Source organism: Massilia sp. YIM B02769, from assembly GCF_030411995.1.
Classification (GTDB): domain Bacteria; phylum Pseudomonadota; class Gammaproteobacteria; order Burkholderiales; family Burkholderiaceae_D; genus Telluria.
Map to the genome: position 1 here is coordinate 1 of NZ_JASNRC010000008.1, position 26,798 is coordinate 26,798.

The 26,798-nt window shown below is 66.1% G+C and carries 24 protein-coding genes; 3 read left to right on the forward strand and 21 right to left on the reverse strand.

The window, feature by feature from the left end; all coding sequences use genetic code 11:
• Window positions 1-377: 377 nt before the first annotated feature.
• On the reverse strand, window positions 378-2,609 hold the full coding sequence (locus QPK31_RS13825; RefSeq protein ID WP_290423513.1) for an NADP-dependent isocitrate dehydrogenase: 2,232 nt from the start codon (window positions 2,607-2,609) through the stop codon (window positions 378-380).
• A gap of 366 nt (window positions 2,610-2,975) precedes the next feature.
• On the opposite strand from QPK31_RS13825, the gene QPK31_RS13830 reads away from it, so the two are divergent.
• A complete protein-coding gene (locus QPK31_RS13830) occupies window positions 2,976-3,779 on the forward strand; it encodes a DUF2243 domain-containing protein (protein ID WP_290423514.1) in 804 nt (267 codons plus the stop codon).
• A 263-nt stretch (window positions 3,780-4,042) separates the two neighbouring features.
• Here the strand turns inward: QPK31_RS13830 and rpsT are convergent, their stop codons facing one another.
• Window positions 4,043-4,309 (reverse strand): 30S ribosomal protein S20, encoded by a 267-nt coding sequence (gene rpsT / locus QPK31_RS13835; RefSeq protein ID WP_056339242.1) that lies wholly within the window; start codon window positions 4,307-4,309, stop codon window positions 4,043-4,045.
• Window positions 4,310-4,518: 209 nt separating this feature from the next.
• On the opposite strand from rpsT, the gene murJ reads away from it, so the two are divergent.
• Window positions 4,519-6,069 (forward strand): murein biosynthesis integral membrane protein MurJ, encoded by a 1,551-nt coding sequence (gene murJ / locus QPK31_RS13840; protein ID WP_290423515.1) that lies wholly within the window; start codon window positions 4,519-4,521, stop codon window positions 6,067-6,069.
• Here the strand turns inward: murJ and QPK31_RS13845 are convergent, their stop codons facing one another.
• From QPK31_RS13845 to QPK31_RS13905, 13 genes are all read right to left on the reverse strand, one after another.
• Window positions 6,070-6,816, reverse strand: coding sequence for a type II secretion system protein (locus QPK31_RS13845; RefSeq protein ID WP_290423516.1), 747 nt, complete (start codon window positions 6,814-6,816; stop codon window positions 6,070-6,072).
• Window positions 6,810-7,196 (reverse strand): type II secretion system protein, encoded by a 387-nt coding sequence (locus QPK31_RS13850; RefSeq protein ID WP_290423517.1) that lies wholly within the window; start codon window positions 7,194-7,196, stop codon window positions 6,810-6,812. The genes QPK31_RS13845 and QPK31_RS13850 overlap by 7 nt, the downstream gene beginning before the upstream one ends.
• Before the next feature lie 4 nt (window positions 7,197-7,200).
• Window positions 7,201-7,692 (reverse strand): type II secretion system protein, encoded by a 492-nt coding sequence (locus QPK31_RS13855; protein ID WP_290423777.1) that lies wholly within the window; start codon window positions 7,690-7,692, stop codon window positions 7,201-7,203.
• A gap of 74 nt (window positions 7,693-7,766) precedes the next feature.
• Complete coding sequence (locus QPK31_RS13860) at window positions 7,767-9,779, reverse strand: secretin and TonB N-terminal domain-containing protein (RefSeq protein ID WP_374045810.1); 2,013 nt, start codon at window positions 9,777-9,779, stop codon at window positions 7,767-7,769.
• 32 nt (window positions 9,780-9,811) lie between these two features.
• Entirely contained in the window at window positions 9,812-10,336 is a 525-nt protein-coding gene (locus tag QPK31_RS13865; RefSeq protein ID WP_290423519.1) for a hypothetical protein, read from the reverse strand.
• Window positions 10,333-10,902: a hypothetical protein gene (locus QPK31_RS13870; protein WP_290423520.1), complete on the reverse strand. Its 570-nt coding sequence runs from the start codon at window positions 10,900-10,902 to the stop codon at window positions 10,333-10,335. Before QPK31_RS13870 ends, QPK31_RS13865 begins: the two co-directional genes overlap by 4 nt.
• The gene (locus QPK31_RS13875) at window positions 10,899-11,456 is read right to left on the reverse strand and encodes a PilN domain-containing protein (protein ID WP_290423521.1); all 558 of its coding nucleotides are present in this window, start codon (window positions 11,454-11,456) and stop codon (window positions 10,899-10,901) included. The genes QPK31_RS13870 and QPK31_RS13875 overlap by 4 nt, the downstream gene beginning before the upstream one ends.
• Window positions 11,453-12,265 (reverse strand): hypothetical protein, encoded by an 813-nt coding sequence (locus QPK31_RS13880; RefSeq protein ID WP_290423522.1) that lies wholly within the window; start codon window positions 12,263-12,265, stop codon window positions 11,453-11,455. The genes QPK31_RS13875 and QPK31_RS13880 overlap by 4 nt, the downstream gene beginning before the upstream one ends.
• Window positions 12,258-13,916, reverse strand: a complete 1,659-nt coding sequence (locus QPK31_RS13885) for a GspE/PulE family protein (protein WP_290423778.1) — start codon at window positions 13,914-13,916, stop codon at window positions 12,258-12,260. Before QPK31_RS13885 ends, QPK31_RS13880 begins: the two co-directional genes overlap by 8 nt.
• 23 nt (window positions 13,917-13,939) lie before the next feature.
• Window positions 13,940-15,130 carry a type II secretion system F family protein gene (locus QPK31_RS13890; protein ID WP_290423523.1) on the reverse strand — a complete coding sequence of 397 codons (1,191 nt, stop codon included), beginning with the start codon at window positions 15,128-15,130 and terminating at the stop codon, window positions 13,940-13,942.
• A gap of 39 nt (window positions 15,131-15,169) precedes the next feature.
• Window positions 15,170-15,610 carry a type II secretion system major pseudopilin GspG gene (gene gspG, locus QPK31_RS13895; RefSeq protein WP_290423524.1) on the reverse strand — a complete coding sequence of 147 codons (441 nt, stop codon included), beginning with the start codon at window positions 15,608-15,610 and terminating at the stop codon, window positions 15,170-15,172.
• A gap of 436 nt (window positions 15,611-16,046) precedes the next feature.
• Complete coding sequence (locus QPK31_RS13900; protein WP_290423525.1) at window positions 16,047-17,066, reverse strand: hypothetical protein; 1,020 nt, start codon at window positions 17,064-17,066, stop codon at window positions 16,047-16,049.
• A gap of 54 nt (window positions 17,067-17,120) precedes the next feature.
• Window positions 17,121-17,555, reverse strand: coding sequence for a hypothetical protein (locus QPK31_RS13905; protein ID WP_290423526.1), 435 nt, complete (start codon window positions 17,553-17,555; stop codon window positions 17,121-17,123).
• A gap of 318 nt (window positions 17,556-17,873) precedes the next feature.
• Here QPK31_RS13905 and QPK31_RS13910 point away from each other — a divergent pair, with 318 nt between their 5' ends.
• Window positions 17,874-18,158 (forward strand): hypothetical protein, encoded by a 285-nt coding sequence (locus tag QPK31_RS13910; protein ID WP_290423527.1) that lies wholly within the window; start codon window positions 17,874-17,876, stop codon window positions 18,156-18,158.
• Window positions 18,159-18,278: 120 nt separating this feature from the next.
• Here the strand turns inward: QPK31_RS13910 and QPK31_RS13915 are convergent, their stop codons facing one another.
• The 6 genes from QPK31_RS13915 to QPK31_RS13940 all read right to left on the reverse strand — a co-directional run bounded on the left by QPK31_RS13915 (window position 18,279) and on the right by QPK31_RS13940 (window position 26,737).
• The gene (locus QPK31_RS13915; RefSeq protein ID WP_290423528.1) at window positions 18,279-18,863 is read right to left on the reverse strand and encodes an NF038129 family PEP-CTERM protein; all 585 of its coding nucleotides are present in this window, start codon (window positions 18,861-18,863) and stop codon (window positions 18,279-18,281) included.
• Window positions 18,864-18,880: 17 nt separating this feature from the next.
• The gene (locus QPK31_RS13920) at window positions 18,881-21,853 is read right to left on the reverse strand and encodes an ExeM/NucH family extracellular endonuclease (protein ID WP_290423529.1); all 2,973 of its coding nucleotides are present in this window, start codon (window positions 21,851-21,853) and stop codon (window positions 18,881-18,883) included.
• A gap of 201 nt (window positions 21,854-22,054) precedes the next feature.
• The gene (locus tag QPK31_RS13925) at window positions 22,055-23,080 is read right to left on the reverse strand and encodes a TIGR03790 family protein (RefSeq protein WP_290423530.1); all 1,026 of its coding nucleotides are present in this window, start codon (window positions 23,078-23,080) and stop codon (window positions 22,055-22,057) included.
• Between the two features lie 10 nt (window positions 23,081-23,090).
• Window positions 23,091-23,840, reverse strand: coding sequence for a PEP_CTERM-anchored TLD domain-containing protein (locus tag QPK31_RS13930; RefSeq protein ID WP_290423531.1), 750 nt, complete (start codon window positions 23,838-23,840; stop codon window positions 23,091-23,093).
• A gap of 312 nt (window positions 23,841-24,152) precedes the next feature.
• Complete coding sequence (locus QPK31_RS13935) at window positions 24,153-25,571, reverse strand: mannose-1-phosphate guanylyltransferase/mannose-6-phosphate isomerase (protein WP_290423532.1); 1,419 nt, start codon at window positions 25,569-25,571, stop codon at window positions 24,153-24,155.
• Entirely contained in the window at window positions 25,568-26,737 is a 1,170-nt protein-coding gene (locus QPK31_RS13940) for an NDP-sugar synthase (protein ID WP_290423533.1), read from the reverse strand. The genes QPK31_RS13935 and QPK31_RS13940 overlap by 4 nt, the downstream gene beginning before the upstream one ends.
• Window positions 26,738-26,798: the final 61 nt, after the last annotated feature.

Here is a 26,798-nt window from a genome sequence, read left to right on the forward strand (position 1 = left end):
TCAGCCCAATCTGGCGCGCTTGGCACAATGATGCCGTTGTCAGGAGGGTGGAGTCCATCACATTACGGTGGGCACGCTGTGCCCACGCGGAAGCCGGCGCGGCGTTGGCCACGTTTGCACCCGACGAGCTGCAAGCCGCCGGCGCCACCCGGGATGCTCCGCGAACGCCAACAACATCCACGGACCTCATCGCCGCGTTTACACGCCAACAAGACGCACGCATCCGCGTGGGCACTTCGTCGTTGATGCTCCCAGCATCAACGACCCCACCGTACGGTCCAAGCCGCCGCGCAAAAATAAAAACCCCGCCAGGCTAGCAGCACAGGCGGGGTTTCTCTTACTTCATGCTACGCGGCAAGGCCGCGCCATCACATCGATCAAGCAACCGTTTCCAGCGCCGCATTGAAGGTCGCGCTCGGACGCATCACAGCCGTCACCTTGGCTTCGTCGAGCTTGTAGTAGCCGCCGATATCGGCCGGCTTGCCCTGCACTTCCAGCAGCTCGGCAACGATCTTCGACTCGTTCTCGGCCAGGCTCTTGGCCAGCGGCGCGAACTGGGCTGCCAGCTCGGCATCCTCGCTCTGCGCGGCCAGTTCCTGGGCCCAGTACAGCGACAGGTAGAACTGGCTGCCGCGGTTGTCGAGCTCGCCGGTCTTCGGCGAAGGCGACTTGCGGTTGTCCAGCAGCTTGCCGGTGGCGGCGTCCAGGGTCTTGGCCAGGACTTTCGCCTTGGCGTTGCCGGTCTTGATGCCCAGGTCTTCCAGCGACACCGCCAGGGCCAGGAACTCGCCCAGCGAATCCCAGCGCAGGTGGTTTTCCTCGGTCAGCTGCTGCACGTGCTTCGGAGCCGAACCGCCGGCGCCGGTTTCGTACATGCCGCCGCCGGCCATCAGCGGGACGATCGACAGCATCTTGGCCGAGGTGCCCAGTTCCATGATCGGGAACAGGTCGGTCAGGTAGTCGCGCAGGATGTTGCCGGTCACCGAGATGGTGTCCAGGCCGCGCTTGACGCGCTCCAGGGTGTAGCGCATGGCGCGCACTTGCGACATGATCTGGATGTCCAGGCCGGTCGTGTCGTGATCCTTCAGGTAGGTCTTGACCTTCTTGATCAGTTCATTCTCGTGCGGACGGTAAGGGTCGAGCCAGAACACGGCCGGCATGCCCGAGTTGCGTGCGCGGGTGACCGCCAGCTTGACCCAGTCGCGGATCGGTGCATCCTTCACCTGGCACATGCGCCAGATGTCACCCTGCTCGACGTTTTGGCTCATCAGCACTTCGCCGGTGGCGAGGTCGGTGATGTTGGCCACGCCGTCTTCGGCGATCTCGAAGGTCTTGTCGTGCGAGCCGTATTCCTCGGCCTGCTGGGCCATCAGGCCGACGTTCGGGACGGTGCCCATGGTCTTCGGATCGAAAGCGCCGTGCCATTTGCAGAAGTTGATGATCTCCTGGTAGATACGGGCGAAGGTCGATTCAGGGATGACGGCCTTGACTTCCTTCAGGCGGCCGTTGGCGTCGTACATCTTGCCGCCGGCGCGGATCATCGCAGGCATCGACGCGTCGACGATCACGTCGTTCGGCGAGTGGAAGTTGGTGATGCCCTTGGCCGAGTCGACCATGGCCAGCGCCGGACGGTGTTCCTGGCAGGCGTGCAGGTCGCGTTCGATTTCTTCGCGCTGCGAGGCCGGCAGGTCGGCGATCTTGTTGTACAGATCGGCCATGCCGTTGTTGACGTTGATGCCCAGGCTGTCGAACAGCGCGCCGTGCTTGGCGAACGCGTCCTTGTAGAACATGCGCACGGCGTGGCCGAAGACGATCGGGTGCGAGACCTTCATCATCGTTGCCTTCACGTGCAGCGAGAACAGGATGCCGGTTTCCTTCGCATCTTCGATCTGCTGTTCATAGAATTCGAGCAGGGCCTTGCGGCTCATGAACATCGAATCGATGATCTCGCCATCCTGCAGCGCGACTTTTGGTTTGAGCACCACGGTCTGGCCGCTCTTGGTGACCAGTTCCATCTTGACTTCACGCGCGCCGTTCACCGTCATCGACTTTTCGCCGTGGTAGAAGTCGCCGTGGGTCATGTGCGAGACGTGGGTGCGCGAAGCCTGCGACCATGGCTGCATCGAGTGCGGGTTCTTGCGTGCGTATTCCTTGACGGCGCGCGGGGCGCGGCGGTCCGAGTTACCTTCGCGCAGGACCGGGTTCACGGCGGAACCGACGCACTTGCCGTACTTGGCCTTGATGGCTTTCTCTTCGTCGGTCTTCGGATCGGCCGGGTAGTCGGGGATGTTGTAGCCCTTGCCCTGCAGTTCCTTGATCGCGGCCGTCAGCTGGCCCACCGATGCCGAGATGTTCGGCAGCTTGATGATGTTCGCGTCCGGTTCCAGGGTCTTCTTGCCCAGCTCGGCCAGCACGTCAGGGACGCGTTGCTCCGGGGTCAGGGCTTCCGGGAATTGCGCGAGGATACGGGCGGCGACCGAGATATCGGCCTGCTCGACGCGGATACCCGCAGCCTTGGTGAAGGTGCTGACGACAGGCAGGAAGGCGTGGGTCGCCAGCAGCGGCGCCTCGTCGGTCAGGGTGTAGATGATGGTCGGATCACTGCTCATGCACTATTTCCTCGGTTCTCGCGACGGTATCGCGAATGTCTAACTAATAAATAAGGCCTGTCTGCGCCCGCTGTCGGGCGGCACGCCATCCACGCGCCGATACTACTCCGCTTGGCGCGCGATGGACAGCGCGCGATGGACGACACTGCTGGGCCTGTCCGCTGCTCGGCTCTCCTGGAGCACCGCGTCAACTCTTCTATAAGACATAAGACGCGCGTTTCACATTATGCACCAGTATTTTACTAGACGCTATAGCTTTAGCATCCCAACAGCCCTCCCCCGCACCGCCTGCCGGGCGCTCGGCAGCGCGCGAACGCGCTAGCATGGGCCCAGGTTTTTCCATCCTTCTCACTTACAGGAGCTGCCATGGGCGTGCGCCAGTCCGATGCTTTCGCCATTCCCGCATTGCGTTCGCTGGGCTGGGCCGGCTACCTGCTGGGCTTCGGGCTGGGCGGCTTCTTCGACGGCATCCTGCTGCACCAGATCCTGCAGTGGCACCATCTGCTGTCGCTGGTCACGCGCCCGCCCTTCCAGGACATCCGGCTGCAAATCATGGCCGACGGGTTCTTCCATTTGCTGATGTACGTGATCGCGTTTGCCGGGCTGTGGAAGTTGTGGAGGGGGCGGCACAGCCTGGCGGCCGTTGGCGGCGACCGGCTGCTGCTGGCGAATGCGCTGATCGGGTTTGGGGCCTGGCACATGCTCGACGGGGTGCTGTCGCATTGGGTGCTGGGCATTCACCGGATTCGGCTCGACAGCGAGAACGTGCTGTTCTGGGATGCGCTGTGGTTCCTGGTATTCGGTGTGGCGGTGGCGGCGCTGGGCTGGTGGCTGCGGCGTGGGGATGGCGGCGCGCTGGGCGGCAAGGCAAGTGTTGCGATGCTGGTGGCGGCGGTGCTGGTGGGCGGACCGGTCGCGGCCTTGCCGCCGCCGAACGTGAATACGGTGATGGTGTTCTTCAAACCAGGGACGACGCCGGCGCAAGTGTTCGCGGGGATCGAGGCGGTGGATGGACGGATCTTGTGGTCGGCGCCGTCGGGGGATGTGTGGGCGCTGGATGTGCGGGACAAGAGCAGGACTGGCCAGCTCTATCGGCATGGGGCCTGGGTGGTGAGCAATTCGGCCTGGGTGGCCGGGTGTCTGGCGTGGACCTCGGCAAAGGGTTCGTAGGGTGGGCACTTGTGCCCACGCGGTATCATCACACGATCGGAGGCGAACTGTCGCGGAGCTCCGCGAAACCTTGCGGCGCGCATGGGTACGACCGCGTGGGCTCAAGAGCCCACCCTACGCCCCTGCATGAGCACCTGTCCGGAAGGAGCAATCGGATGAACACGCAGAATCACAAAGCGGAAAAACCCGCCGGACTCTCATCGGGCGGGTCTTTCTTCCACTGTACTGCCTGCGCGGCCTGGGGCCGCGCGCCAACCGGTCTATTAGGCCGACAGGGCTTTCAGAGCAGCAGCCAGGCGGCTCTTGTGGCGAGCGGCCTTGTTCTTGTGGATGATCTTCTTGTCGGCGATGCTGTCGATGGTCGACACGGACGACTGGAAGATGCTGGTCGCAGCGGCTTTGTCGCCAGCCTGGATGGCTTTGCGAACGGCCTTGATTGCGGTACGCAGGGTCGAGCGCTGGGCGCTGTTGTGTGCGTTTTGCTTAACTGCTTGACGAGCGCGCTTGCGTGCTTGTGCGGTATTTGCCATGGAATTTCCTAAATCGGGGTCAAGTTGCGTTTGCAAACATTAGCGAGTCAAACTGGCCCATTCCAGTGCCTGCCAAACATAAGTGTCTGCTAACAGAATTCAGTACAGCCCACGATTATAGCGAAGGAATCCCTTCCCGGCAATTCATTATTCACAAAAGCCACTGAAGCAGGGCCGCGCCGGGTGTTGCACAGTTATAATCTCGGCCCATGAATCTGCTCAAGACCCTCGCCGCCATCTCCAGCATGACCATGGTGTCGCGCATCACCGGACTGTTGCGTGAAAGCCTGTTTGCCGCCGCCTTCGGCGCCTCGAATTTCACCGATGCCTTCAACATCGCGTTCCGCCTGCCCAACCTGCTGCGGCGCCTGTTCGCCGAGGGCGCCTTCTCCCAGGCCTTCGTGCCCATCCTGACCGAATACAAGACGAAACACGGCCAGGAAGCCACCAAGACCCTGGTCGATCACGTCGCCACGGTGCTGATCTGGGCAACGGTGGCCACCAGCATCGTCGGCATCATCGCCGCCCCGGTCCTGATCCTGTGGATCGGCGGCGGCCTGCAGCGCGAGCCGGCCGCCTTCGATGCCGCCGTGGTCATGACGCGCATGATGTTCCCCTACATCGCCTGCATGGCCTTCGTTGCCATGGCCAGCGGCGTGCTGAACACCTGGCGCCAGTTCAAGATTCCCGCGTTCACGCCGGTGCTGCTGAACCTCTCCTTCATCTTCGCCGCCGTCGTGCTGTCCGATTATTTCGAGCAGCCAATCTACGCGATGGCGGTCGGCGTGTGCATCGGCGGCATCCTGCAGGTGGCGCTCCAGCTGCCGCCGCTGATCAAGCTCGGCATGCTGCCGCGCCTTTCCATCAATCCGCTCACAGGCCTGCGCGACGCCGGTGTGCGCCGCATGCTCGGCAAGATGGGACCGGCCGTGTTCGCCGTCGCCGCGGCCCAGATCAGCCTCCTGATCAACACGACGATTGCCGCCAGCCTGGCCGCCGGCGCCGTCACCGCGCTGCAGTACGCCGACCGCCTGATGGAGCTGCCGACCGCCCTGCTCGGCGTGGCCCTGGGCACCATCCTGCTGCCGGGCCTGGCCAAGGCGAATACCGAAGGCGATACCCAGGAATACTCTTCGCTGCTCGACTGGGGCCTGCGCCTGACCTTCCTGCTGTCGATTCCGGCGGCGGTGGGCCTGGCCACCATGGCCACGCCGATGATCTCGACCCTGTTCCACTACGGCGCTTTCGATGCCGCCGACGTGAATGCCTCCTCGCTGCCGCTGATGGCCTATAGCGCCGGCCTGCTCGGCTTCATCCTGGTCAAGACGCTGGCGCCGGCCTTTTTCGCGCGCCAGGAAGTGCGCACGCCGGTGTACATCGCGGTCGGCACGCTGGTCGCCACCCAGCTGATGAACCTGGTCTTCGTGCCGCTGCTGGGCGTGGCAGGACTGGCGCTGTCGATCGGCGTCGCCGCCTGCCTGAACGCCGCCCTGCTCTACCGCGGCCTGCGCAAGCGCGGCATCTATGTGCCGCTGCCGGGCTGGGGCGCCTTCTTCCTCAAACTGGTGGTGGCGGTGTCGGCGATGGGGGCCGTGGCCTGGTTCAGCCAGGTCCAGTTCGACTGGATCGCGCTGCGCGCCCATCCGCTGCTGCGCGGCGGCCTCCTGCTCGGCATCATCGCCCTGTGCGGCGTCACTTACTTCGGTGTGCTGGGCGTGCTGGGCTTCCGTCCGCGCGACTTCAAGCGCCGCGCCAAGTAATCAGCGCTCGACCGGCTGCGGCGGCTCCACCGGCGTCGGGTCGGCGGGCGGCGGGTTCGGTTCCGGCTTCGCCTCTTCGGACGGCTCGGGCTGCGCCGGCGGCTCTTCTGGCTCGGCAGGCGGTTCGGCCTCGGGTTCCGGCTGGGCCGGCTGCTCGGGCGGCGCTGCCGGCGGCGCACCGGGTGCGGGCGCCGTGCCCGGCGCCGGGAACAAGGGCGCAGGCGCGCCCGGCGTGCCCGGCGGCGTCACGTTGTTCGGCGCCGTCACGCTCACGCCCTGCCCGGTCGCCGTGAACTTCCACTCCGACAGGTGCTCCTTGTTCTCGAAATTCAGGAAGCGCGCGTCGAAGTTCGCCACCTTCAGCGGCTGCGCCCGCGACAAACTGTACACCGCCAGCACGCCCACCTTGTCGCCCTGGTAGACGATGCCCCACTCGTCCTTGCCGGTGATCGGGTCGATGAAGATCTTGCGCAGGTGCCGGCGCGTGCCGGGAAAACGCGGGTCCTTCAACAGATCCTGCAGGGTCGGCGGCGCGGTCGGATAGCCGCGCGGCGTGGCGGCGGCATAGCTGCGCAAGGCTTCGGAAAATTCCGCGCCGATTTCCAGCAAGTCTTGCTCGGCGGCGGCGCGGCGCAGCAGCGAATCGACCTTCAATGTCGCCGCGCCGACCAGCCCCAGGATCGCCACGAAGAACACCAGGCCGACGTAGGTGAAGCCGGCCTCGTTCGGTGAGGGCCGCGCTACCATTCCGCGTAGGGCCGGCCGTCGCGGCCATTGCCGGGCGCGCCGCTGCGGATGTCGTACACCGCGCCCGGTTCGCCGTCGGCCTCGGGCGGCACGACGACCCAGGTGCTCTCGCTCTCGGTGACCGGATCGACCGGCACCCGCGCCAGGTATTTTTTCTCGACCAGCTGTTCCAGCGAATCCGGATAGCGGCCGGTGTCGGCGTGGTACTGGTCGATCACGGCGCGCGTGTTGCGCAGGTTGTCGAGCAGGATGGTCTCTTTGGTCTTGTCGACGCTCGGGAAGAAGCGCGGCACGGCCAGCGTCAACAGCAAGGCGACGATGCCGAGCACCACCAGCAGTTCGATCAGGGTAAAGCCGCGCTTGCGGTGCGTTCTCGTCATGGATTCACCAGCGCTTGTAGGGAATGCCGTTCAAGCCGGTCTTGCCCGAGGTGGAATACACGTCGTAGACGTCGTCGCCCTCCTTCGGTTCCTCGGCTTCGCTGGCGTAGCTGCGCTTGCCCCAGGTCTGGGCGTCGCCCAGTTCGGGATCGGGGTTGAACGGGTCGCGCGGCAGGCGGCGCAGGAAGTAGATCTTCGCCTGCTTGGGGCTGCGCAGGTCGGTCACGCCTTCCACCAGCAGCTCCAGTTTCGCCGGGTAGCCGGTGGCGCCGGCGTTCTTCTTGACGCGGCCTTCGTCGCTGGCGCGTTTGTAGGCGTCGATGGCGGAGCGGATCTCGCGCAGGGACTGGCGCAACTGGCCTTCGTTGCGGCGCTGGATGACGGTCTGGCTGACCGGGATCACCAGCGTGGCGAGCAAGGCCAGGATGGTGAGGGTGACCAGGAGTTCGATCAGGGTGAAGCCGCGTGCGTGCGTACACCGGCCGCGTAATCGCAGACGGGGACTGGACGCGTGGAGTAATCCAGTCCGGGGGACTGGATTACAAAAGCCGTCTACCCTACGGCATGCGGTCATTGGTTCGGGATCGGGGTGACCTGCACACCCGACGGTGCGGTGTACGGCGTGCCGGGCGGCGGTACGTTCGGTGCGTTCGCCGGCGGCACGTAAGGCGCCGGGGATGGCGTGGCCGGCGTGGTGCCGATCGGTTGCGACAGCGGGATGCCGGTAACGGGCGGCGGCAGGCTTGGCGCCGTGACCGGCTGGCCGAGCGGTGGCGCGACAGGTTGGCCGTTTGCCGGCTGTGCGGGCGGCAGCGCGCGCGTGCCGGGAACAGGCGCCACGGCCGGCAGGCGCACCGTGGTGTCCGGACGGCGGCGGAAGCTGGCTTCGGTGCCGGCGCCGAACTCCGAGGCCCCGGCCGGCGGACGCTGGATGGTGCGCACCAGGTGCGGCGTGATCGACAGCACGATTTCCGTCTTGTCGTTCGAGTCGCGCGTGCTGCCGAACAGGCGGCCCAGCACCGGCAGGCTGCCGACGCCCGGCACCTTGCTGCCGCTGGTGCGGTCTTCGCTGCTGATCAGGCCCGCCAGCACCTGGTTCTCGCCATCCTTCAGCTGCAGCATGGTCTGGGCCGAACGGGTGCCGATGCGGTAGGCCACCGAGCCGTCGTTGGTCGTCATCGAGTCGATCAGGTTGCTCACTTCGAGCGAGATGCGGATGCCGACTTCGTTGTTCAGGTAGATGGTCGGCTCGACGTTCAGGGTCAGGCCGACGTCGACGTAGGTGATCGACTGGGAAGCGAAGCCGCCCACGCCGGTCGAGACGGTGGTGGTGATGTTCGGCACACGATCGCCGATCACGACCTTGGCCTTTTCCTTGTTGCGCACGCGGATGCGCGGGTTGGCCAGGGTGTTCGAATCGGTGTCGGTCTTGTTCGCGTTCAGGGTGGCGCCGATGCCGGTCACGCCGATGGTGTCGCTGTTCAGGCCGCGCAGTTCGTTGATCGTGATCGGTGCGCCTTGCGCGGCGATCAGCGGCGTGAAGCCCAGGCTCTGCGGCCAGGCCAGGCCCAGGTCCATCAGGCGGCTGCGCTTGATCTCCAGGACCTCGACGTCGAGCATGACTTCCGGCTCGGGCACGTCCTGCAGGGCCACCAGTTGCGTGGCCAGCTTGATCGCTTCCGGGCTGTCGCGCAGGATCACCAGGTTCAGCTTCTCGTCGATGACGACGTCGCGCGACTTCAGGATGGTCTTGAAGGTGTTGGCGATGGTCTTGGCCTCGGCGTTCGCCAGGTAGAAGGTCTTCACCGTCATCTCCTGGTATTCCTTCAGCTTGACCGCCACGTTCGGGTAGACCAGGATGGTATTGCCGTCCATGACCTGGCGCTCGAGCTGGTTGGTCACCAGCAGGAAGTGCACGGCCGCTTCCACCGTGCTGTTCTTCAGGAAGATCGAGGTGCGCTGGTCGGCGCGCACGTCCTTGTCGAACACGAAGTTCAGGCCCGAGTGGCGTGCGATGATCTCGAAGACCTGGCGCAGCGGCGCGTCGCGGAACTCCAGGCTGATGGGCTTCCTGAAAGCGGCGGCCAGCGTGGCCTCGGAGGTCGGCACCGTCGCTGCCTCGTTCACTTCGTTGAGCATCACGCGCGCGCGCTCGTGCGCCGGGCGTTCGGTGAGGATGGCCGACAGCTTCTGGCGCGCGGCCTCGTAGTCCTTTTTCGCCACGTCGGCCGTGGCGGCATCGATCAGGGCGCTGTGGCGGGCATCGGCTTCCAGCTGGCGCATGCCGGCGCGGCCACGCTCGTTGGCCGGGTCGATCTCGAGCACGCGCGCAAAGCCGGTGCGCGCTTCCTCGGCGCGGCCGGCGGCCAGGTCGCGCTCGGCGCCGTCGATCAGGCGCACGGTGGCGCCATCGCGCGCACGCAGGTAGGCGGCGCGGTACAGGGGGTTGCCGGGATCGGCCGCCACCGCCTCGCGGTACTTGGCCAGGCCGGCGCCAACCTGCTCCTGGGCCACCAGCGCATTGCCTTCCTGGTAGGCGCGCTGGGCCGCGCAGCCCGCGAGCAGCGCGCACGCCAGGCTCACGGCCGCGGCAGAACGTAAGCGGGAACGAACCATTAGTCGAATGCTCCAATATTGAGCTGCTGAACCTGGTTCAGCGGCAGGTAAGTCAGGGTCATCATCGGCGGCGCGATGCGCTCGATGCGCCAGGCGCCATCGAGCGTGCCGCCTTCGACCGCGATGTGGGTGCGTTCGCCCGTGGCCAGGTAGACCTCCCACTTCCCGTCCTGCAGCGACTTGCCGATGAAGGTGAAAGGCAGGGGCGGCGCCATCGGCGGCGGTGGCGGACCGGCGCTTGCCGTGGGCGGCGGCGGCGGCGGCGGGGTCCAGTCCTGGCTGCCGAACAGATCGTCGCCGCTGCCGCCCACGTCGCCGATCAGCTCCGCGCGCGGCTGCAGGCGCAGGATGGTGGCCGATGCCGCCAATGCCGCCGATGTGCGCTGCGCGGCCGGGGTGCGCGCTGCCTGCGCCGGGCGTTCGACCGCTTCGGCGACTTCTTCGTCGGGTGTCTTGTCGCCGAAGGCGGCCAGGCCCGCTGCGATCGCCAGCGCCGCGCCCATCAGGATGTGGCGCGGCTTCATGGCTGCACCTCGGGCGCATCCGCCAGGTAGAGGGTCAGGCGCAGGCGCGCATCCACGCTGGCCTGGCCGATGCTGTCGCGCTTGAAGCTGATGTCGTCCAGCGAGGCAAAGGGAATCGCACGCAAGGCCAGCAGCGCGAAGCGCCACACCTGGCCATAGCTGCCCTGCACCGGCAGGTTGATCTGGTAAGTGTGCAGCTTGCCATTGCGGTCGTAGCCGCTCTTGTACTCGCCCTGGCGCAGGGTCAACCCGGTCTTGGCGGCGATGTCGAACAGCGTCCTGACCTGCCGCTCGGCGACGCGCTTCTCGCCCAGCGAGGCGTAGAACAGGGCCAGGTTGGCGTCTGCGCTGGCGATTGGTTCGACACGCGGCGCTGGCGGCGGCGCGGCGGCGGCGCGGCGCGCCAGTTCGCGTTCCGCCTCCAACGCAGCGCGCGCCGGCACCAGCCAGGCCAGCGCCGCAATGCCGCTTGCACCCAGCAGCAGCGCCGCCAGCAGCACCGGGCTGGTGGCGCGCAGGGCCAGGCGCAGGCGCAGCGCCAGCGCGGGCAGGTTCAGGGGCTTCATGGCGCTCCCCACTGGGCATCGACCTGGAAGCGGATCGGCCGGCTCGGGTCCTGTTCGCCGATCTCGTGGCGCACCAGGGTAACGGCGCCGAACCATTTCTGCGTTTGCAGTTGTTCCACGTAGGCGATCATGTCGTCGCTGCTCCGCGCTTCGGCCGTGATGCGCAGCACGCGCTTGCGCGCATCGGGCTCCAGCGCCAGCAGCGCCACCGTGGCCGGCGTCGCCTCGCGCACGGCGTCGTGCAGCGCGCGCCAGGGCAGGTTCAGCTGCATCACGGCGGCATTCACGGCCGTGGCCTGCTGCTCGCTGACGGGTGTATTCGTTCTCCCGGCGCGCTGGGCCGCCGGCTGCATGGGCGGCGCGCCGGCGCGTGCGCGCAGGGCTGATTGCAGCGCGTCGACTTCCTCGCGCGCCTCGCGGTAGTCGAGCGCATGCACCAGCGCCACGCCGCACACGACCAGGGCGGCGAACAGCGGCCCCCAGACGCCGGGCGGCGCCAGGAACAGGGCGCGGCGCACACCCGGCCGCGCGAAATCGAGACGCACGCGCTTCATGCCGGGCTCCCGGTGCAGGCCAGGCGCACGGCAGCCGACTGTCCGCCGGCGCCCTCGTCATCCAGCAGGGTGCAGCCGAACTTCAGGCGCCCTTCGTGGCTGGCCCAGTTGCGCGGCGCCGGTCCGCAAACCTGCACCCGCTCGGGCCGCCCCACGCCCACGCGCAGCGCTTCGCGCGCCACGTGGCTTTCCAGCCAGTCGCGGTCGGCGCCCGGCGGCACCACCGTCGTGCGCAAGGCTGCCAGCGTGCGGCCGTCGTAGGCGGCCAGGGTCAGCACCTGGCCGTGCATCAGGCCGAACCAGGCGCCGGGACGGTGCAGGCGGCGCCAGGCGTTCATCGCGGCGACGAACTGCGGCACGATCTCGACCAGGTGGCAGCGCGCCTCGCGTGCGGTCTGTTCCAGCACATCGAGCAGCGCCATCGGCAGTGCGGCCGCCAGGAAAGGCCGCGTGGCCTGCCAGTCGGCGGCGATCTTCCAGCCCGCCGGCAGCGCGCCGAACAAGGCCTGGTAGCGCAGGACAGCGGCCGCCTCCAGGTCGGCCGGCTGGGCCGCGCCGGGCGGCGGCGCCACCTGCCACATGCGCACCAGTTCATCGGCCAGCACCACGCTGAGCGGCCAGCCGGCCAGCTTGCGGTCGGCGAGCAGCGTGCGCAGGGCCTCGGCCAGCGCCTGCGGATCGCGCGCGTCGTCGAGGCGCGCTTCGGCCAGCACGGTCGCGCCACGGCCGAACACGCGGCCGACGCGAACCAGGCTCAGGCTGTCGTGGCCCAGCCCCAGGCGCAGGGATTGTCCGGGCAATCTACGCATGCTGGGTCACCCGCTTGATTTCGTCGAGGGTGGTGGCGCCGCGCCGCACCAGGTCGAGCGCGGCCAGGCGCAGGCTGCGCGTGCCGTTGGCGTGGGCCGCGGCCTTGATGCGGCGGATCGGCTGCTTGTCGACGATCAGCTCGCGGATCTCGTCGTTCAGGGTCAGGATCTCGGCGATCGAACGGCGCCCCTTGTAGCCGGTGCCGCGGCAATCGCCGCAGCCCTTCCCGCGCATGAAGACGTAGTCCTCGACGGCGTCGCGCTCCAGCCGTGCGCTGGTCAATTCCTGGTCCGTCGGCGTGTACTGGGCCGCGCAGTGCGGGCAATTCATGCGCACCAGGCGCTGGGCCCAGATGCCGTTCAGGGCCGAGACGAAGGCATACGGGTCGATGCCCATGTGGGTAAAGCGGCCGAACACGTCGAACACGTTGTTGGCGTGGACCGTGGTCAGCACCAGGTGGCCGGTGAGCGCGGACTGCACCGCGATCTCGGCGGTCTCGCGGTCGCGGATCTCGCCGACCATGATCTTGTCGGGGTCGTGGCGCAGGATCGAGCGCAGGCCCTTCGCGAAAGTGAGACCCTTCTTCTCGTTTACCGGAATCTGCAGGATGCCGGGCAGCTGGTACTCGACCGGGTCCTCGATGGTGATGATCTTTTCGCGGCCGTTGTGGATTTCGGTGAGCGCCGCATACAGCGTCGTGGTCTTGCCCGAGCCGGTGGGGCCGGTCACCAGCAGCATGCCGTAGGCTTCCTGGGCCAGCATGCGCAGCGTCGACAGCGACGGCGCATCGAAGCCGAGGGCTTCCAGGGTCAGCGCGCCATACGCCTCGATCATCGCGCGCTTGTCGAGGATACGGATCACCGCGTCCTCGCCGTGGATGCTCGGCATGATCGACACGCGCAAATCGATCTCGCGCCCGTTCGCCTCGACGCGGAAGCTGCCATCCTGCGGAATGCGGCGCTCGGCGATATCGAGTTCGGCCAGCACTTTCAGGCGCGAGATGATGTGCTCGGCCAGCTCGATGCCCCCGACCGAAGCCGCATGATCGAGCACGCCATCGACGCGGTACTTCACCGCGATGCCGGTGGCGGTGCTTTCCAGGTGGATGTCGGAGGCGCCCGCCTTCAGCGCATCGTAGAGCGTCGAATTGACCAGCTTGACGGCCGGGCTGCCCGCTTCCGAGACCGACGCAAAGGAGAGTATGGCGGCGGTCTTGCCGTCGCGCCGGGCGTCGTTGCCGGTGGGCGCCAGCGTGTCGACCGCGCGCGCCGATGCTTCCTGGCGCGACAGATAGGCCTGGATATCGGATTGCAGCGCCAGGCGCAGGTGCAGCGGCGTGCGCGGGGTGGCGCCGGCCATGCTCGATAACCAGGTTTGCTGGTCGAGGTCGAAGGGGTCGGCGATGACGCCGGTGACCTGGCCGCCGGCGCCGCGCAGCAGCACGCAGTGGCGCGACATGGCCTGCGCCAGCGGCAGCAGATCGAAGGCCGGCTCCTGGCTCAGCATCTCGGCCGTTTCCATCACGCTCAGGCCGAAAGGTTCGGCCAAAGCGCTCACGAGCTGGCGCGGCTCCAGACCGCTCAGGGCTTCGAGTTCGGCCACCAATGAACGGTGCGACTGGCGGCTTTGCGTGCGTGCGCGCGCCAGCATGGCCGCATCGAGTAATACCGCACTCACGACATGTCTCCCGCCAGGTCGAAGATCGGCATATACAGCAGCACCACGATGGCGCCGACCACCAGGCCGATGGCCGCCATCAGCAGCGGCTCGAAGGTGCGCGTGAAGCGGTCGATCCAGCGGCTGATTTCGCCGTCATAGAAGGCAGCCGATTGCGTCAGCATCGGGCCCATGTCGCCGGTACGTTCGCCGACCCGCAGCATGCGCAGCGAGATCGGCGTAGTGAGTTGATTGGCCTCGAAGGCATCCGACAGCGGCCGCCCCGATTCGATGGCGGCGCGCGCATTCGCCAGCGACTGGCGCAACGTCGGCGACACCATGGACTGCACGGTGTCGATGGCGTTGACGATGGTGATGCCGCCTTCGGTCAGCATGCCGAGCGTGAGATACAGGCGCGAGAGTTCGTAGATGCGCGCGCGTTCGCCGATGCCGGGCAGGCGCGCCAGCAGGCGCGCGATGCCGCCGCTCCTGAGCATGCGGCGCACACCCGTCACCGTCAGCGCGACCAGCGCCAGCGCGGTAAAGAGAATCGGCATGCCATGGCTGGACGCGAACTGGCCCCATTCGAGCAGCAGCTGCGACATCCACGGCAGGTTGCGCCCTGCCCCTTGATACACCTCGGCGAAGCGCGGCACTACGTAGCCGATCAAAAAGGCGCTGACGCCGCCGCCGACGCACAGCAGGATCACCGGGTAGATCGAGGCGCTGACGATTTTCGACCGCACGGTGTCGATGCGCTGCTGGTAGTCGATGTAACGCGAGAGTGCACGCGGCAGGTCGCTGGTGCCTTCGGCGGCGCGCACGATGCCGACGTACAGCGGCGGGAACAGCGACGGTTGCGCAGCCAGTACGCTGGAAAAGCGCTTGCCCTCGCGCAGGCCGGCGAGCAGGCGTTCGAGCACCACGCGCGAGGCCGGATTGGCTTCCTTTTCCAGCAAGGCTTCCAGGCCCTCGACGATGCCGAGGCCCGCGTTCAGCAGCGCCAGCAGCTCCTGGCTGAACAGGACGATGGAAAGCTTGCCGCCACGCTGGCGCTGCAAACGCGCAGCGCCGCCGGCCGGTTCGACCGCGCTGACATACAGGCCGCGCGACTCGACCTGGCGGCGCGCGTCGGCTTCATCGAGCGCGTCGATGACGACGCTGGCGATCGACAGGTCGGGCGCGAGGGTGCGTACTGCGAACTGCATGAAGACGTGCCCGGATAGGTGAAGTGAGAACGTGGCGGATCAGAGCGAGGAGATGTCGGCGTTGTCGCCGCTACCGCCTGGCTGGCCGTCCTTGCCGAACGAGACAATCTCGTATTCTCCCTTGCTGCCCGGCGAACGGTATTGATATGCGTGGCCCCATGGGTCGGGCGGCACGCCCTTCTTCAGGTAGGGGCCGTTCCACTTGGCGCCGGCGCTGGCCGGGGCCGTCATCAGGGCGGCCAGGCCTTCTTCGCCGGTCGGGTAACGGCCGACGTCGAGACGGTAGGTGTCGAGCGATTTTTCGAAAGCGTCGATCTGGGCTTTCGCGATCGTCACTTCCGACTTGCCGAGCTGGCTGAAATACTTGGGGCCGACGTAGGCCGCGAGCAGGCCGATGATCACGATGACCACCAGCAGTTCGAGCAAGGTGAAACCCTGTGCGCGCTTGCCACGGGAACCGACGAACATTGCTTCAGACATCCAACACACTCCTGATTCGGCCGGGGCGGCCGCATCCGTGCAGACTATCATGGCGGTGTCTGCGAGGCAACGCAAAAGCGCGCCGGATGCTGCCGACGCGACAATTTCAGAAGACTTGTCAGTCTGTCATACGCTGGTCATTGTTTTCGGGCAGGCAAGCTGACAGCAATGCAAGCGCGGTACTGTCTCGTGCGCGTCTGTAACGGGTGATGTCTCCGGGTCACCACTTACGCAACCACAGCATGAGCAAGATAAACAAAAAGATAAATCCAACGAATATCCAATGGCCGGTTTTCTCGCCCTTGGACATTTCCGCGTAACGCTCGTCGAAGCTCTTCGTGAATGTTTCTTTGAGCAACGTTTCCTGCGACTTCTTTACCTTGCTAGTCTTGTTTTCCATAGTTTATTGCACATCGGTTTTTGGGCTGATCAGATGCTACGCAGATGAGGCCGGACTCCACTCCGGTGCATATGCTTGCCCCAGTATGGCGCAGACCAGTTCTCCCAGATCGGCGTGGAGATAGGCATGCGCCGCCTGCGCGCCACCGTCAGCATGATGCGCCGCCAGCACGAAAGGCCGAAACGCCGCCCAATCCTTGGCCATGTAGGCAACCAGGATCCGTGCCAGGTCGTACGACAGCAAATTGCCGTCGTCAAGGCGCTGAAACGAATAGCCGCTCCAGAATTCCTGGATTTCGGCCTCGCCCCAGAATGCGAGGTGCATGCCGCGCATTTCCTGCGGCGTATACATCGAGCCCTGCACGCCGGTCAGCCGCTGTTCAGTATTCACGGCCAGCCCCTCGTTCAGCCAGAGCGGGATCGGCAGGTGCGCGGGACAGGCGTGCGTCATTTCGTGGGCGATGACGGGTTCGATCGCGCTCAGGTCGCGCCTGACGGTGACGAAATGGCCGCAACCGCCATTGATGTACATGCCGCCGCTGTTGGCGAACTCGCCGCCGTCCGGGTAGGCATGCGACACATAGCGATAATAGGCGTCCTCGTCGTCGAACACGATCAGGATGTCCTTGCCTTCAGGCGTCACCTGGGCGATGCCGTCGAGCGTGCGGACGACGCGCTTGAGCGTGCGCTCCATGAAGCCGAGCGTGGCGTTCGCGACATTGTCTTCCAGCGCAGCCAGCAACAGGCAGTTCTCGGACTCCACCAATTGGAAGCCGGCGCCGAGCGCATCGCGCAGGTGCAGCAACCAGGCGCGCTCGATGGCGATCCAGACAGACGCTTGATCGCTGCTTGCAAGCGCGTCGACCCAGCGGCCGGCCGCGGTCCAATCCATGATGGGATAGCCTTGCTGTCCCCAGCAATGTTCGGCAATGCGAAACGCGGGCGCGCTGCCGCTGGCGACTTCAAGCGGGGCGGCCACCGCATGCCGCACGACCGGCTCCGTCGCCGGAGCGCGTTCGGTATGCCCGCCGAACAGATTGCGCAGGCGCGTTAGCATGCCGCCTCGCGCAGTTGTCCGGCAGGTTCAAGAGTGAAGATGATGAACAAGCGTCTATTGCGCCGAGAGGGCATCGATCAACTGGCACGTCCCTGCCCGGCAAGCCGCTGCCGGCGGAGCGATGGCGCGGCAGTCGGAGACCATGCCCGAGCGCGTATTGCTGGCCTGCTGCTCGCTGCGGTGGCGCTCGGCCAGCGCCTGCAACTGGCTGCCGGACGTTTTCGCGCTCGACCAGGCCAGGTAGCTGGCCGGGCCGCCGCAGGGACGTGAACCGACCGGCAAGACCTGGCATTGCTGGTCGGCGCTGCATTCGGCCTTGCCGATCAGGCTGGTGATCTGGCCCAACGTACCTGCCGTGGCGGGCGCAGGCGCGGTCACGGGCGTCGCGGGCTGGGCGGCGCGCGGCGTGGCGGCGGACTTAGCCGCTTCGTCGGCCTGGGTCGTGCAGGCCGCGCAGGCCAGCAATGAAAGAAGGACAAGTTTTCGCATGGGCTCATCATACGCTTGTCCTATTCGAGGTCAAGTCGGCAAGATCGTCTGGCAAGACGCGCAATGGCCGGTCTCTTCCTCCCGCCAGTCTCCCGGCAAATGTCGCACGAATGCGACGCCGCCTCGATGATGATGCTCTGGCACATTCATTATTTCTCGTAGGATATTTCCCACAATCACCATTCATCTGCATCCATCTTGACGCCTTCTCGCGTTCATTATCTTTTATCTTCGCTCATTTTTACGAAAATAAATTGATTGGCGGAAAAATTTGAGGCTACAATCGTTTCATTCACTGACGAGCCTGTCTCTACCACCATGAACGCCCAACACATCCGCACCATCATCGCCGCTTCCTTCTTCGCCGTCGTCCTGAGCGCCTGTGGCGGCAGCGTCGTCGATACCTCCAGCGCCCCGCTCCAGACCGCGGCCGCCGTTGCGACCCACGCCGTCGACCTGTCGGTCGACCGGACATCCGTCGGCCAGACCCCCGCCCCCGACTGCGCGGCCGACAATTGCGCCGGCCTGCGCATCATCGACGGCAATGCCGAAGCCTTCCGTATCGACGCCATGCGCCGCGCCGCCCAGGAAAACGGCGCCTGAACGATTCGGCGAGCGTAAGCTCGCAACAAGATCGATTCAGCCAGAAACGAAAAAGGCCCACCCAGGCAAAGCCGGGTGGGCCTTTTTATTTACGCCGGCGCCATGCGCCGGCGCCAAGCCTTAGCGCATGCGGCGCTGGCGCATCGTCCAGCCCAGCAGCATCAGGCCGGCCAGCAGCATGGCCATCGAGGCCGGTTCCGGCACTTCGGCCACGCGGCTCAGGCCATCGACAGCCGACACCGTCACGCCGCTGCCCGGCATCAGGTCGAACTGCACCAGGTTGCCTTCCGCGCCCAGGTAGGTCGTGATGAGCTCGTCGTACAGCGCCACGCCCAGGGTCATGCCGTCGCCTTCGCCGGCGAAGTCGAACATGACGTTGAAGCGGAACACGCCGCCCAGGTTCACGGCCTGCAGGTAGTCGTTGAAGAACACCGAGTTGCCGAGGGTGATGCCGGTCTCGCGATCGCCGCTGGCGTCGCCTTCGAGGACGAAGTCGCCGAAGTCGCCGCTGAAGTTGCTCAGGTAGGCGGTGGCGGCGCCGGCCGATTCCAGGCCGAGGAAGGCGAAGTCGAGCTGGCCGACGCCGCTCAGGCCCTGGGTGTCGATCGTGACCTGGTAGGTCGGGCCGGCCGAGGCGGCGCCGGCGCCGGTCACGAGCATCAGGGCCAGCATGGCGCGGGCGAACAGGTTTTTCAGATTAAACATGGTTCAATTCCTTAAGCTTAGAAAGAGCCCGAGAGCAGTTTGGCGCTGTAGCCGACGCTGACTTTCGATGGGTTGGTGAAGGTGGTGGTGACGGTGACCGAGGCGCCCGGGGCCAGCGTGGTGTTCGCCAGCGTCAGGTAAGGCGCGCCGTCGACCATGCCGCTCTTGTTGTCGAGCGTGACGCCGCTTGGCAAGCCCTGCAATACCAGGTGCAACGGGCCGTTGATTGCCGCGCCGCTCGTGTTCTTGATCGTCACGGTGCCCGTGTACTTGCCGCCGACGCGGCCCAGGGTGATGCCCGACTTGGTGATCGCCACCGCTGCCGTGACGTCGGCATAGGTCGGCGCCAGGTTCAGGCTGACCACCACCGGGTCGTGGTCCGAGGCGCGGTAAGGATTACGCACGTACGGGTCCTCGGCGGTATCGTTCAGGTTGTAGTCGATCGCTTCCGGTTCATCGGCGTTGTTGTGCCATTCGGTCACGCCGGCCACCTGGCTCGATAAGCTGGTGCTGGCCAGCGCATGGTCCAGGTAGCCGCTTTCGGCGCCGAACACGTACGAGTAAGGAATGCCTTGCGGACGCACGAAGCGCTCGATCTCGTTGACGTAGCCGGCCGCGTTCAGCAGGCGGATCGGGTCTTCATGGCCGTAGGCATTCATGTCGCCCACCACCAGGATGTCGCTGTCGTTGGCGGCGTTTGCCACCTGCGGCAGGAAGTAGTCGCGCAGGCGCGCGGCCTGCTCGACGCGGGTGGCGTTCCAGCAGCCCTGGCCGTCGCCGCTGTCGGTGTTGCCGGCGCCACCGCCGCAGCTGCCCTTCGATTTCAGGTGGTTCACGACCAGCGAGAACTTGCCGCCGTTCGCAGCCTTGAAGGTCTGGGCCATCGGCGGACGGTTGTTGATGGCGTCGCCATCCGACAGCGCATTGCCCACCAGGCTGACCGCGCCCGGCTTGTAGATCATCGCCACGCGAATCGCGTCGGTGCCGGTGGTGGCCGGCTTCGGTACCACGGCATAGGTGCCGGCGCCCAGTTTCGCGTTCAGCTGCTCCACCAGGTAAGACGTGGTGGTATCGCCATTGTTCTCGATTTCCATCAGGCCGACGACGTCGGCATTGATGGCGCCCAGCGAATCGACGATCTTGTCGCGCTGGCGGATGAACTCGGCCATGTTGTCGGCGCCGCGGCAGTTCGAGGCGCGCGTGCTGCCGCCGACCGTGCAGCCCTGGCCGCTGCGGCCCCAGGCATCGCTGCCGTTGGTGAAGGTGGTGAAGAAGTTCAGCACGTTGGCGCTGGCGACTTTCACATTGCCTGCCGCGACGACCGGCGCCGGGGTGCGCTCGTTGGTGCGCGAGAAGGTCGGGGCCACGGTCGGCTGCAGCTTGAAGGCCGCGCCGCCGCCGCCCTGGGCGCCGAAGTCGATCACGCCCGTCAGGTCGGTGACGGTGTCGCCGCTGCGCACGGTGCCGTCCGCCGCCAGGTAGGGAATCGTGGCCGGGGTGGTAAAGATGTTGTCGTCGAGGACGATCACGTTCGCCGCATTTGCCTGGGCCAGCGCAATCGCTTCCGGCGAACCGGCCGGGTAGCGGTTGGTCGGGATTTCGCGGCGGCCGTTCGACAGCACCAGTTCGCCACGGTCGCCCAGGTAGGCGTTGCCGTTCACCGTCAGGGCATTCGTGAAGCGCACCAGCATGCCTTCCACGCGCGCCAGGTCGGTCGGCAGTTCGATGTTGGTCGGGGCGACGCTGTAGCCGGCACCCAGCCTGGTGGTCGCGGTCAGGTCCTTGAATTCGGTGTAGGAACGCGCTGCGCCACTTGGCGTGTATTCGGTGACGGTGCCGGTGATGCGCACCAGGTCGCCGACGTTCACGCTGGCATTGTTGGCAAAGACGAAGATGCCGTCCGAGGTGGCCGGGTCGCCATCGCCGTTCACGTCCTGGATAAAGTAGCCACTGCCCACTTTGTGGGTCACGACGCCTTGCGTGGTCTGGATCGTGTTGTTGTAGGCGCTCTTCGGGTTCGGGCCCTGGATCTGCGGGATGGTCAACTGGCCGGCCACGCTCACGGCCACGTTGCAGCTGGCATCCTGGCCGTCGTTGTTGGCGAAGGTGATCGTCAGCGGGTAGTTGCCGGCAGCGAGGGATGGGTCGATGCTGAGGGTGGCGTTCGCGCTGCCGCCGACCGCGCCGGCCGGGGTGAAGCCGGTGATGCTGATGCCGGGCACGGCGCCCGAGGCGATGAAGGCATTGTTGACGATGCTGTCGCGGTCGCTGGCCGCGAGGGCGGCGCTGGTGCCGCGGCCGAATTCCACTTGCACGCCGGCCGGGCAGCTCAGGACGATCGGGTAGGCGACCGGACCGCCCCCTGCGCAGGCGTTCAGCGGCGAGCTGGCGCGGCGCGGGCCGACCACCGGTGCGGCCGTGAAGTCGCTGCCGTTGTTGTCGGTATCGAGGCAGCCGAGTTCGCCGCGCTGGATCGAATTCGCGATCGACGGCGCCGGCGCCACGCTGCCTTCGAAGCGGTTCGCGGTGCCGAAGCCGACCAGGTCGATCACGGCTTCGCCTTCGGCGGTGGTCATGGCCTTGGCCACGCTCGCCAGCGCCACCTTGCCGGTGGTAGCCGACAAACTCAGGCCGCCCGATGCGTCGCCCTGGCCGACATCGGTGCCGGTGCTGGCGCTCATTGCCGTGACCAGGAAGTACTGGCCCGGCTGCAGCGTGGCATTCGGCAGCGCGATCGCTTGCCAGGTCGTGCCCGCGGCCGACTGGTATTGCACGCTCCAGCCGTTCATGGTGACGGGCGCGCTGCTGCGGTTGAACAGTTCGACGAAGTCCTTGTTCCAGAGCGCGCCGCCGCTGCCGGCGCCGCCGTAGTACTGGCTGATGACCACATCGGCCGGGGCCGCAAAGGCAGGGGCCGACAGACTGGCCAACAGGGCGGCCAGGACAGTCAGCCGGCCGGCTGGGTTATTCGTTGCAACGTGCATTTTCATGGGCATCCTGAGTGTGGTAGGGAAGCAAAGCAGTCTTGTCGTTACGGCTAGGCATTTTATTATCAGAAACGATAATAAATCCACAATTTGACAAGATAATGACAAGCAATCTCCACGCTGGTGCAATGGATGAGGTATGCCGACAACATATGCACGGATTTTGCGCAGCATCAGCGTGCGCGCGGGCCATGGCGGAGCACGTCAGCGCCGCCGGTAAGGCGCGGCCAGCGGCTCACCGATGAACAGGCCCTGGGCCGGCCAGGCCACGCTTTTCCAGTAGGCTTCGATGGCGCTGTCGCCTTGCAGGTAATGGCGCAGCAGCACGGTCGGATTCGGGAATTTCTGCCAGTGGCTGCAGGGTTCGCTGACGGTGCCGTAGCTGGCGGTGGCGCCCGCCTCCAGCCAGCGCAGGCTGCTCATCTGGTTGCTTCCCAGCAGATCGCCGCCATACGAGGTGAGATGATCGGCCAGGGCGCCCGGTAAAAAACGCAGGGTGTCGAGCTTGTCGACGCTGGCCTTGCCGAGCTGGTAGACCATGATGTCGCCGGCGTTTTCCAGGGCCTCGGCCTGGCGGCGCCGGATGTCGAGCTTTTTCGCCTCGATGCGTCCGGCCGGCGGGAAGAAGGCGGCGCGGCTGTTGCGCGTGGCCTCGCTCGTGGTGAGGTAATAGGCGCTGGCCGGCACCGGGCGGAAGCCGCCCGTCACGCCGCGGTCGATCAGCGCTTTCGCCGCCGCCACGGATTCGGTCGGCAGCAGCATCGACAGGCGCATGCCGTGGCTGGCGAAGGGCAGCCGGCTGCGCGCATTGAAATAGGCGCTGGGCTGGCCGGCGGCGCAGGTGTCGCGGCACAGGGCGGCGTCGAAGCCGAGGGTGTAGGCGGCGGTGATGCTGTTGCAGGCCACGGCATATGGCGCGGTCCAGACCATCAGCACGGCCTGGATACCGGGGCCGAGCTGGCTGTCGATCTCCGCCTTGAGCAGGCGAAAGCGCGCCGGCTCCAGGCTGTGCGGTTTACCCGGAATGCGCACGTGGACCACGTTTGCCGCCGGGATGCCGCGCCGCTCGCGGTAGTAGGCGGCCACGGCGATGCTGGCCGGGTCGGCGTCGTTGACGACGATGGCCAGTTGTTCCGGCCCCAGCCCGCCCGTGCCGACGGGCTGGGCCAGCGCCGGCGCGGCGCCATGCAGGAGCAGGAGCAGGAGCGCCGCGCGCAGGAGCCGGACCATGGGCCGGCCGTCAGGCGAAGCGCGATCGGGGGCGCGCGCCCTCCTGTTGCCTAAGGCGCAGCCCGGTCCGGAGCAGCCCCGTTGCGAGCAGGCCCAGGCCCGCCGCCAGCATCGCCGCCTGCGCCGGTTCGCGAATCGGCGACACCGCATAGATCTCGAGCGCGTCGATGCGCAGGAAGCGGCCGCCCACGCTGCCGTCGACGATGCTCTGCCCTTCCCCGTCGGGATCGCCATAGCTCAGGCGCCAGGAAAAGGCGGTGTCGAGCCGGTCGTTGACGAAGAGGTCTGGTCCGGCGCCGAAGGTCGGCCCCTGGTCGGGCGCGTTGAAGGTCTGGAACGAGCCCTGGCTGGGCAGCTCGAAGCTGGTGGGCACCTGGCGGTAGACGGCCGGGTCCGTGACGTTGAAGATGAAGGCGGTGCGCTGGAAGTCGCGCTGGGTGATGTTCCAGCCGCCGTCGAATTCCCAGCTCTGCGGATTGTAGCCGCCCACCAGCCAGCTGTTGTTGGCGGGGTCGCTCACGCGCAGCAGCGTGAAGGTATCGCCGCGGCCGTCGGCGGCGGCGTGGAAGGCCAGCGAGTCGTCGCCTGGCTGGCGGGTGTAGAGATTGGAAAAGACCTGGTCGCCCGCGCCGAGCCAGCGTTCGAGCTGGCCTTCGAGCAGCGGGTCGAGCGGCGGCGCACCGGTTTGCGCGGCGGCCTGCGGCGCGGCCGAGGCCAGGGCGGCCAGCGCGAGCGCGCCGGCGGCAAGAAACGTCTTCATGATCACCTCCTCACGGGGTTCACTGACCGGGGCATTGTATGCCTGACTGTGGGAGGGTCTCACACTGTTGACTTAGGGATGTTGTGCTGGTGTAGGGTGGGTTCTCGAACCCACCATGAGGGTGCCGGCAGACCACCGGCCTAGGCAGTTGCCGACAAACCACCGGCCTCGGCAGTTGCCGACAATCCAACGGCCCGGGCAGGTGGTTTGCACGCGCCGTTGTGGTGGGTTCGAGAACCCACCCTACGCCTCCCGTCGCCAGTCCAATAAAAAACGGGCCTCGCGGCCCGTTCCCGTATCAGCAAGACGCGCTTACGAACGCTTGTAGATATCCTCGAAGCGGACAATATCGTCCTCGCCGAGGTAGCTGCCCGACTGCACCTCGATGATGTGCAGCGGCAGCTTGCCCGGGTTTTCCAGGCGGTGGTTCATGCCGATCGGGATGTAGGTCGATTCGTTTTCCGACAGCAAACTGACCTTGTCGCCGCAAGTCACGCGCGCGGTGCCCGACACCACGACCCAGTGCTCGGCGCGGTGGTGGTGCATCTGCAGCGACAGCTTCTCGCCCGGCTTCACCGTGATGCGCTTGACCTGGAAACGGTCGCCCGCATCGATGCCCTCGTAGTGGCCCCAGGGCCGGTAGACGCGGGTATGGTGCAGGTGCTCGGTGCGCTCCTTGGACTTCAGGTGGTCGACCACCTGCTTGACGCGCTGCACTTGATCCTTGTGCGCGACCAGCACCGCGTCCTGGGTCTCGACGACAACGATGTCCTCGACACCGACCACGGCCACGATGCGGCTTTCGGCGCGCACCAGGGAGTTCTTGACGCCGTCGAGATAGACGTCGCCGCGCTGGGCGTTGCCGTTCTCGTCGTGCGGCTGCACTTCCCACAGGGCCGACCAGGAACCGACGTCGCTCCAGCCGATATCGGCCGGCACCACCACCGCGTCCTGGGTGTGCTCCATGACGGCGTAGTCGATCGAGTCCGACGGGCAGGCCGTGAAGGCGGCTTCGTCGAGGCGACAGAAATCGAGGTCGCGGTAACCGCTGTGCACCGCCTTGTCGGCGGCGTCGGCGATTGCCGGTGCGAACTTGGCCAGTTCAGCCAGGTAGCGCTCGGCGGCGAACATGAACATGCCGCTGTTCCAGTAATAGCCGCCGTCGGCCACGAAGGCCTGGGCCGTGGCCAGGTCGGGCTTCTCGACGAAGCGCTCGACCTCGTAGCAATCGGTGCACGCGGCCAGGGCGGCGCCGCGGCGGATGTAGCCGTAGCCGGTTTCCGGCGACTTCGGCACGATGCCGAAGGTGGCCAGGCCGCCGCCCTGCACCATGGTGGCGGCGCGCAGCACGGCTTCCTTGAATGCTTCACGGTTCTCGATCACGTGGTCGGCCGGCAGCACCAGCATGACCGCTTCCGGATCGATACCCTTCAGGTAGTGCGCCGCCGCAGCCACGGCCGGCGCGGTATTCCGGCCGACCGGCTCGAGCAGGATCCCCAGCGGCTTGATGCCCGCCGCGCGCAGCTGCTCGGCCACCATGAAGCGGTGGTCGTTGCCACACACGACAAGCGGCGCCATCAGACCAGGCAGGCCGTCGACGCGCAAGGCGGTCTCCTGCAGCATGGTCTTGTCCGCGACCAGCGGCAGCAGCTGCTTGGGCAGCACGGCGCGCGACAGGGGCCACAGACGGGTACCGGCGCCGCCGGAGAGGATCACTGGGTAAATCTTCATGCGTTCGCTTTCTCTAGGTTGTTACTTTTCTGACTTGCGATTTCCTTGCGGCTGCTGCGACGGCGGTCGCGCGCGTTCAGCCATTCCTCGGAACCGTATTCCGAGGCGTGCTTCATCTCACCGGCGCGGTCGACACTGTATTCCTTGAAAACTATCATTTCATGCAATGTTACATCATGCAACACGCGAGTATATTCAAACAACACGCTGCGCACGATTTCCGCGCCTTCGCAGATGTGGCTGCCGTGGCCGATCCAGGTCGGACCGACGATGTGGGCGCCCGCCTCGATGCGCACGCCCGAGCCGATGTAGACCGGACCTTCGATCTTGGTGCCGCCGCTCCAGTCGATGCTGGTGTTCAGGCCGGTCCAGATGCCCGGTTCGATCTGGATGCCCGGCACGTCCATGTGGTTGACTTCGCCGGTCAGCACGGTCTGCAGCACTTCCCAATAATCGCTCATGGTGCCGATGTCGAGCCAGTTGAACGGACGCGTCTGGGCATAGAACGGCAGGCCGCGCTCGGCCAGCAGCGGGAACAGCTCGGAGCCGATGTCGAAGGGCACGCCGGCCGGGATCAGGTCGATCACTTCCGGCTCGAAGATGTAGATGCCGGTACTGATGTAGTTCGACAGCGCCTCTTCCTGGCTCGGCTTTTCCTGGAACTGCTTGATGCGGCCATCCTCGTCGGTGACCACCACGCCGTACGAGGACACCTTGTCCCACGGGACTTCCTTGGTGATGACCGAGGCCATCGCGCCTTTGCGGCGGTGTTCCAGCAGGGCCGCCTTCAGGTCGAGGTCGATCAGGGCGTCGCCGCACAGCACGATGGTGGTGTCGTCGAAGAAGCCGCCGAATTCCTGGATCTTCTTCATGCCGCCGGCCGAGCCGATCGGCTCGGGCACGACCGTGCCGTCGTCGGTCATGTAGCCTTCGAAGGAATAGCCGATCTGCACACCGAACTGCTCGCCTTCGCCGAAATACTCCTCGATCTTTTCATGCAGCCAGCTGACGTTGACCATGATTTCCGTGATGCCGTGCTTCTTCAGATGCTCGACCAGGTAAGCCATCACCGGTTTGCCGAGCAGGGGAATCATCGGTTTCGGAAGGTCGTACGTGAGCGGGCGAACGCGCGTGCCCTTGCCTGCCGCGAGAATCATTGCTTTCATTGAACCGTCCTCATTGTGTTTGCTGTTGAGCTGCCAGGCTGTAAAACTTTGTCCGTTTTCT

Excerpts from the sequence above, each read along its gene's own strand:
- QPK31_RS13825 (WP_290423513.1), bottom strand. The coding sequence starts at position 2,609 with ATGAGCAGTGATCCGACCATCATCTACACCCTGACCGACGAGGCGCCG.
- QPK31_RS13830 (WP_290423514.1), top strand. The coding sequence starts at position 2,976 with ATGGGCGTGCGCCAGTCCGATGCTTTCGCCATTCCCGCATTGCGTTCG.
- rpsT (WP_056339242.1), bottom strand. The coding sequence starts at position 4,309 with ATGGCAAATACCGCACAAGCACGCAAGCGCGCTCGTCAAGCAGTTAAG.
- murJ (WP_290423515.1), top strand. The coding sequence starts at position 4,519 with ATGAATCTGCTCAAGACCCTCGCCGCCATCTCCAGCATGACCATGGTG.
- QPK31_RS13845 (WP_290423516.1), bottom strand. The coding sequence starts at position 6,816 with ATGGTAGCGCGGCCCTCACCGAACGAGGCCGGCTTCACCTACGTCGGC.
- QPK31_RS13850 (WP_290423517.1), bottom strand. The coding sequence starts at position 7,196 with ATGACGAGAACGCACCGCAAGCGCGGCTTTACCCTGATCGAACTGCTG.
- QPK31_RS13865 (WP_290423519.1), bottom strand. The coding sequence starts at position 10,336 with ATGAAGCCGCGCCACATCCTGATGGGCGCGGCGCTGGCGATCGCAGCG.
- QPK31_RS13870 (WP_290423520.1), bottom strand. The coding sequence starts at position 10,902 with ATGAAGCCCCTGAACCTGCCCGCGCTGGCGCTGCGCCTGCGCCTGGCC.
- QPK31_RS13875 (WP_290423521.1), bottom strand. The coding sequence starts at position 11,456 with ATGAAGCGCGTGCGTCTCGATTTCGCGCGGCCGGGTGTGCGCCGCGCC.
- QPK31_RS13880 (WP_290423522.1), bottom strand. The coding sequence starts at position 12,265 with ATGCGTAGATTGCCCGGACAATCCCTGCGCCTGGGGCTGGGCCACGAC.
- QPK31_RS13885 (WP_290423778.1), bottom strand. The coding sequence starts at position 13,916 with ATGCTGGCGCGCGCACGCACGCAAAGCCGCCAGTCGCACCGTTCATTG.
- QPK31_RS13890 (WP_290423523.1), bottom strand. The coding sequence starts at position 15,130 with ATGCAGTTCGCAGTACGCACCCTCGCGCCCGACCTGTCGATCGCCAGC.
- gspG (WP_290423524.1), bottom strand. The coding sequence starts at position 15,610 with ATGTCTGAAGCAATGTTCGTCGGTTCCCGTGGCAAGCGCGCACAGGGT.
- QPK31_RS13900 (WP_290423525.1), bottom strand. The coding sequence starts at position 17,066 with ATGCTAACGCGCCTGCGCAATCTGTTCGGCGGGCATACCGAACGCGCT.
- QPK31_RS13905 (WP_290423526.1), bottom strand. The coding sequence starts at position 17,555 with ATGCGAAAACTTGTCCTTCTTTCATTGCTGGCCTGCGCGGCCTGCACG.
- QPK31_RS13910 (WP_290423527.1), top strand. The coding sequence starts at position 17,874 with ATGAACGCCCAACACATCCGCACCATCATCGCCGCTTCCTTCTTCGCC.
- QPK31_RS13915 (WP_290423528.1), bottom strand. The coding sequence starts at position 18,863 with ATGTTTAATCTGAAAAACCTGTTCGCCCGCGCCATGCTGGCCCTGATG.
- QPK31_RS13920 (WP_290423529.1), bottom strand. The coding sequence starts at position 21,853 with ATGAAAATGCACGTTGCAACGAATAACCCAGCCGGCCGGCTGACTGTC.
- QPK31_RS13925 (WP_290423530.1), bottom strand. The coding sequence starts at position 23,080 with ATGGTCCGGCTCCTGCGCGCGGCGCTCCTGCTCCTGCTCCTGCATGGC.
- QPK31_RS13930 (WP_290423531.1), bottom strand. The coding sequence starts at position 23,840 with ATGAAGACGTTTCTTGCCGCCGGCGCGCTCGCGCTGGCCGCCCTGGCC.
- QPK31_RS13935 (WP_290423532.1), bottom strand. The coding sequence starts at position 25,571 with ATGAAGATTTACCCAGTGATCCTCTCCGGCGGCGCCGGTACCCGTCTG.
- QPK31_RS13940 (WP_290423533.1), bottom strand. The coding sequence starts at position 26,737 with ATGAAAGCAATGATTCTCGCGGCAGGCAAGGGCACGCGCGTTCGCCCG.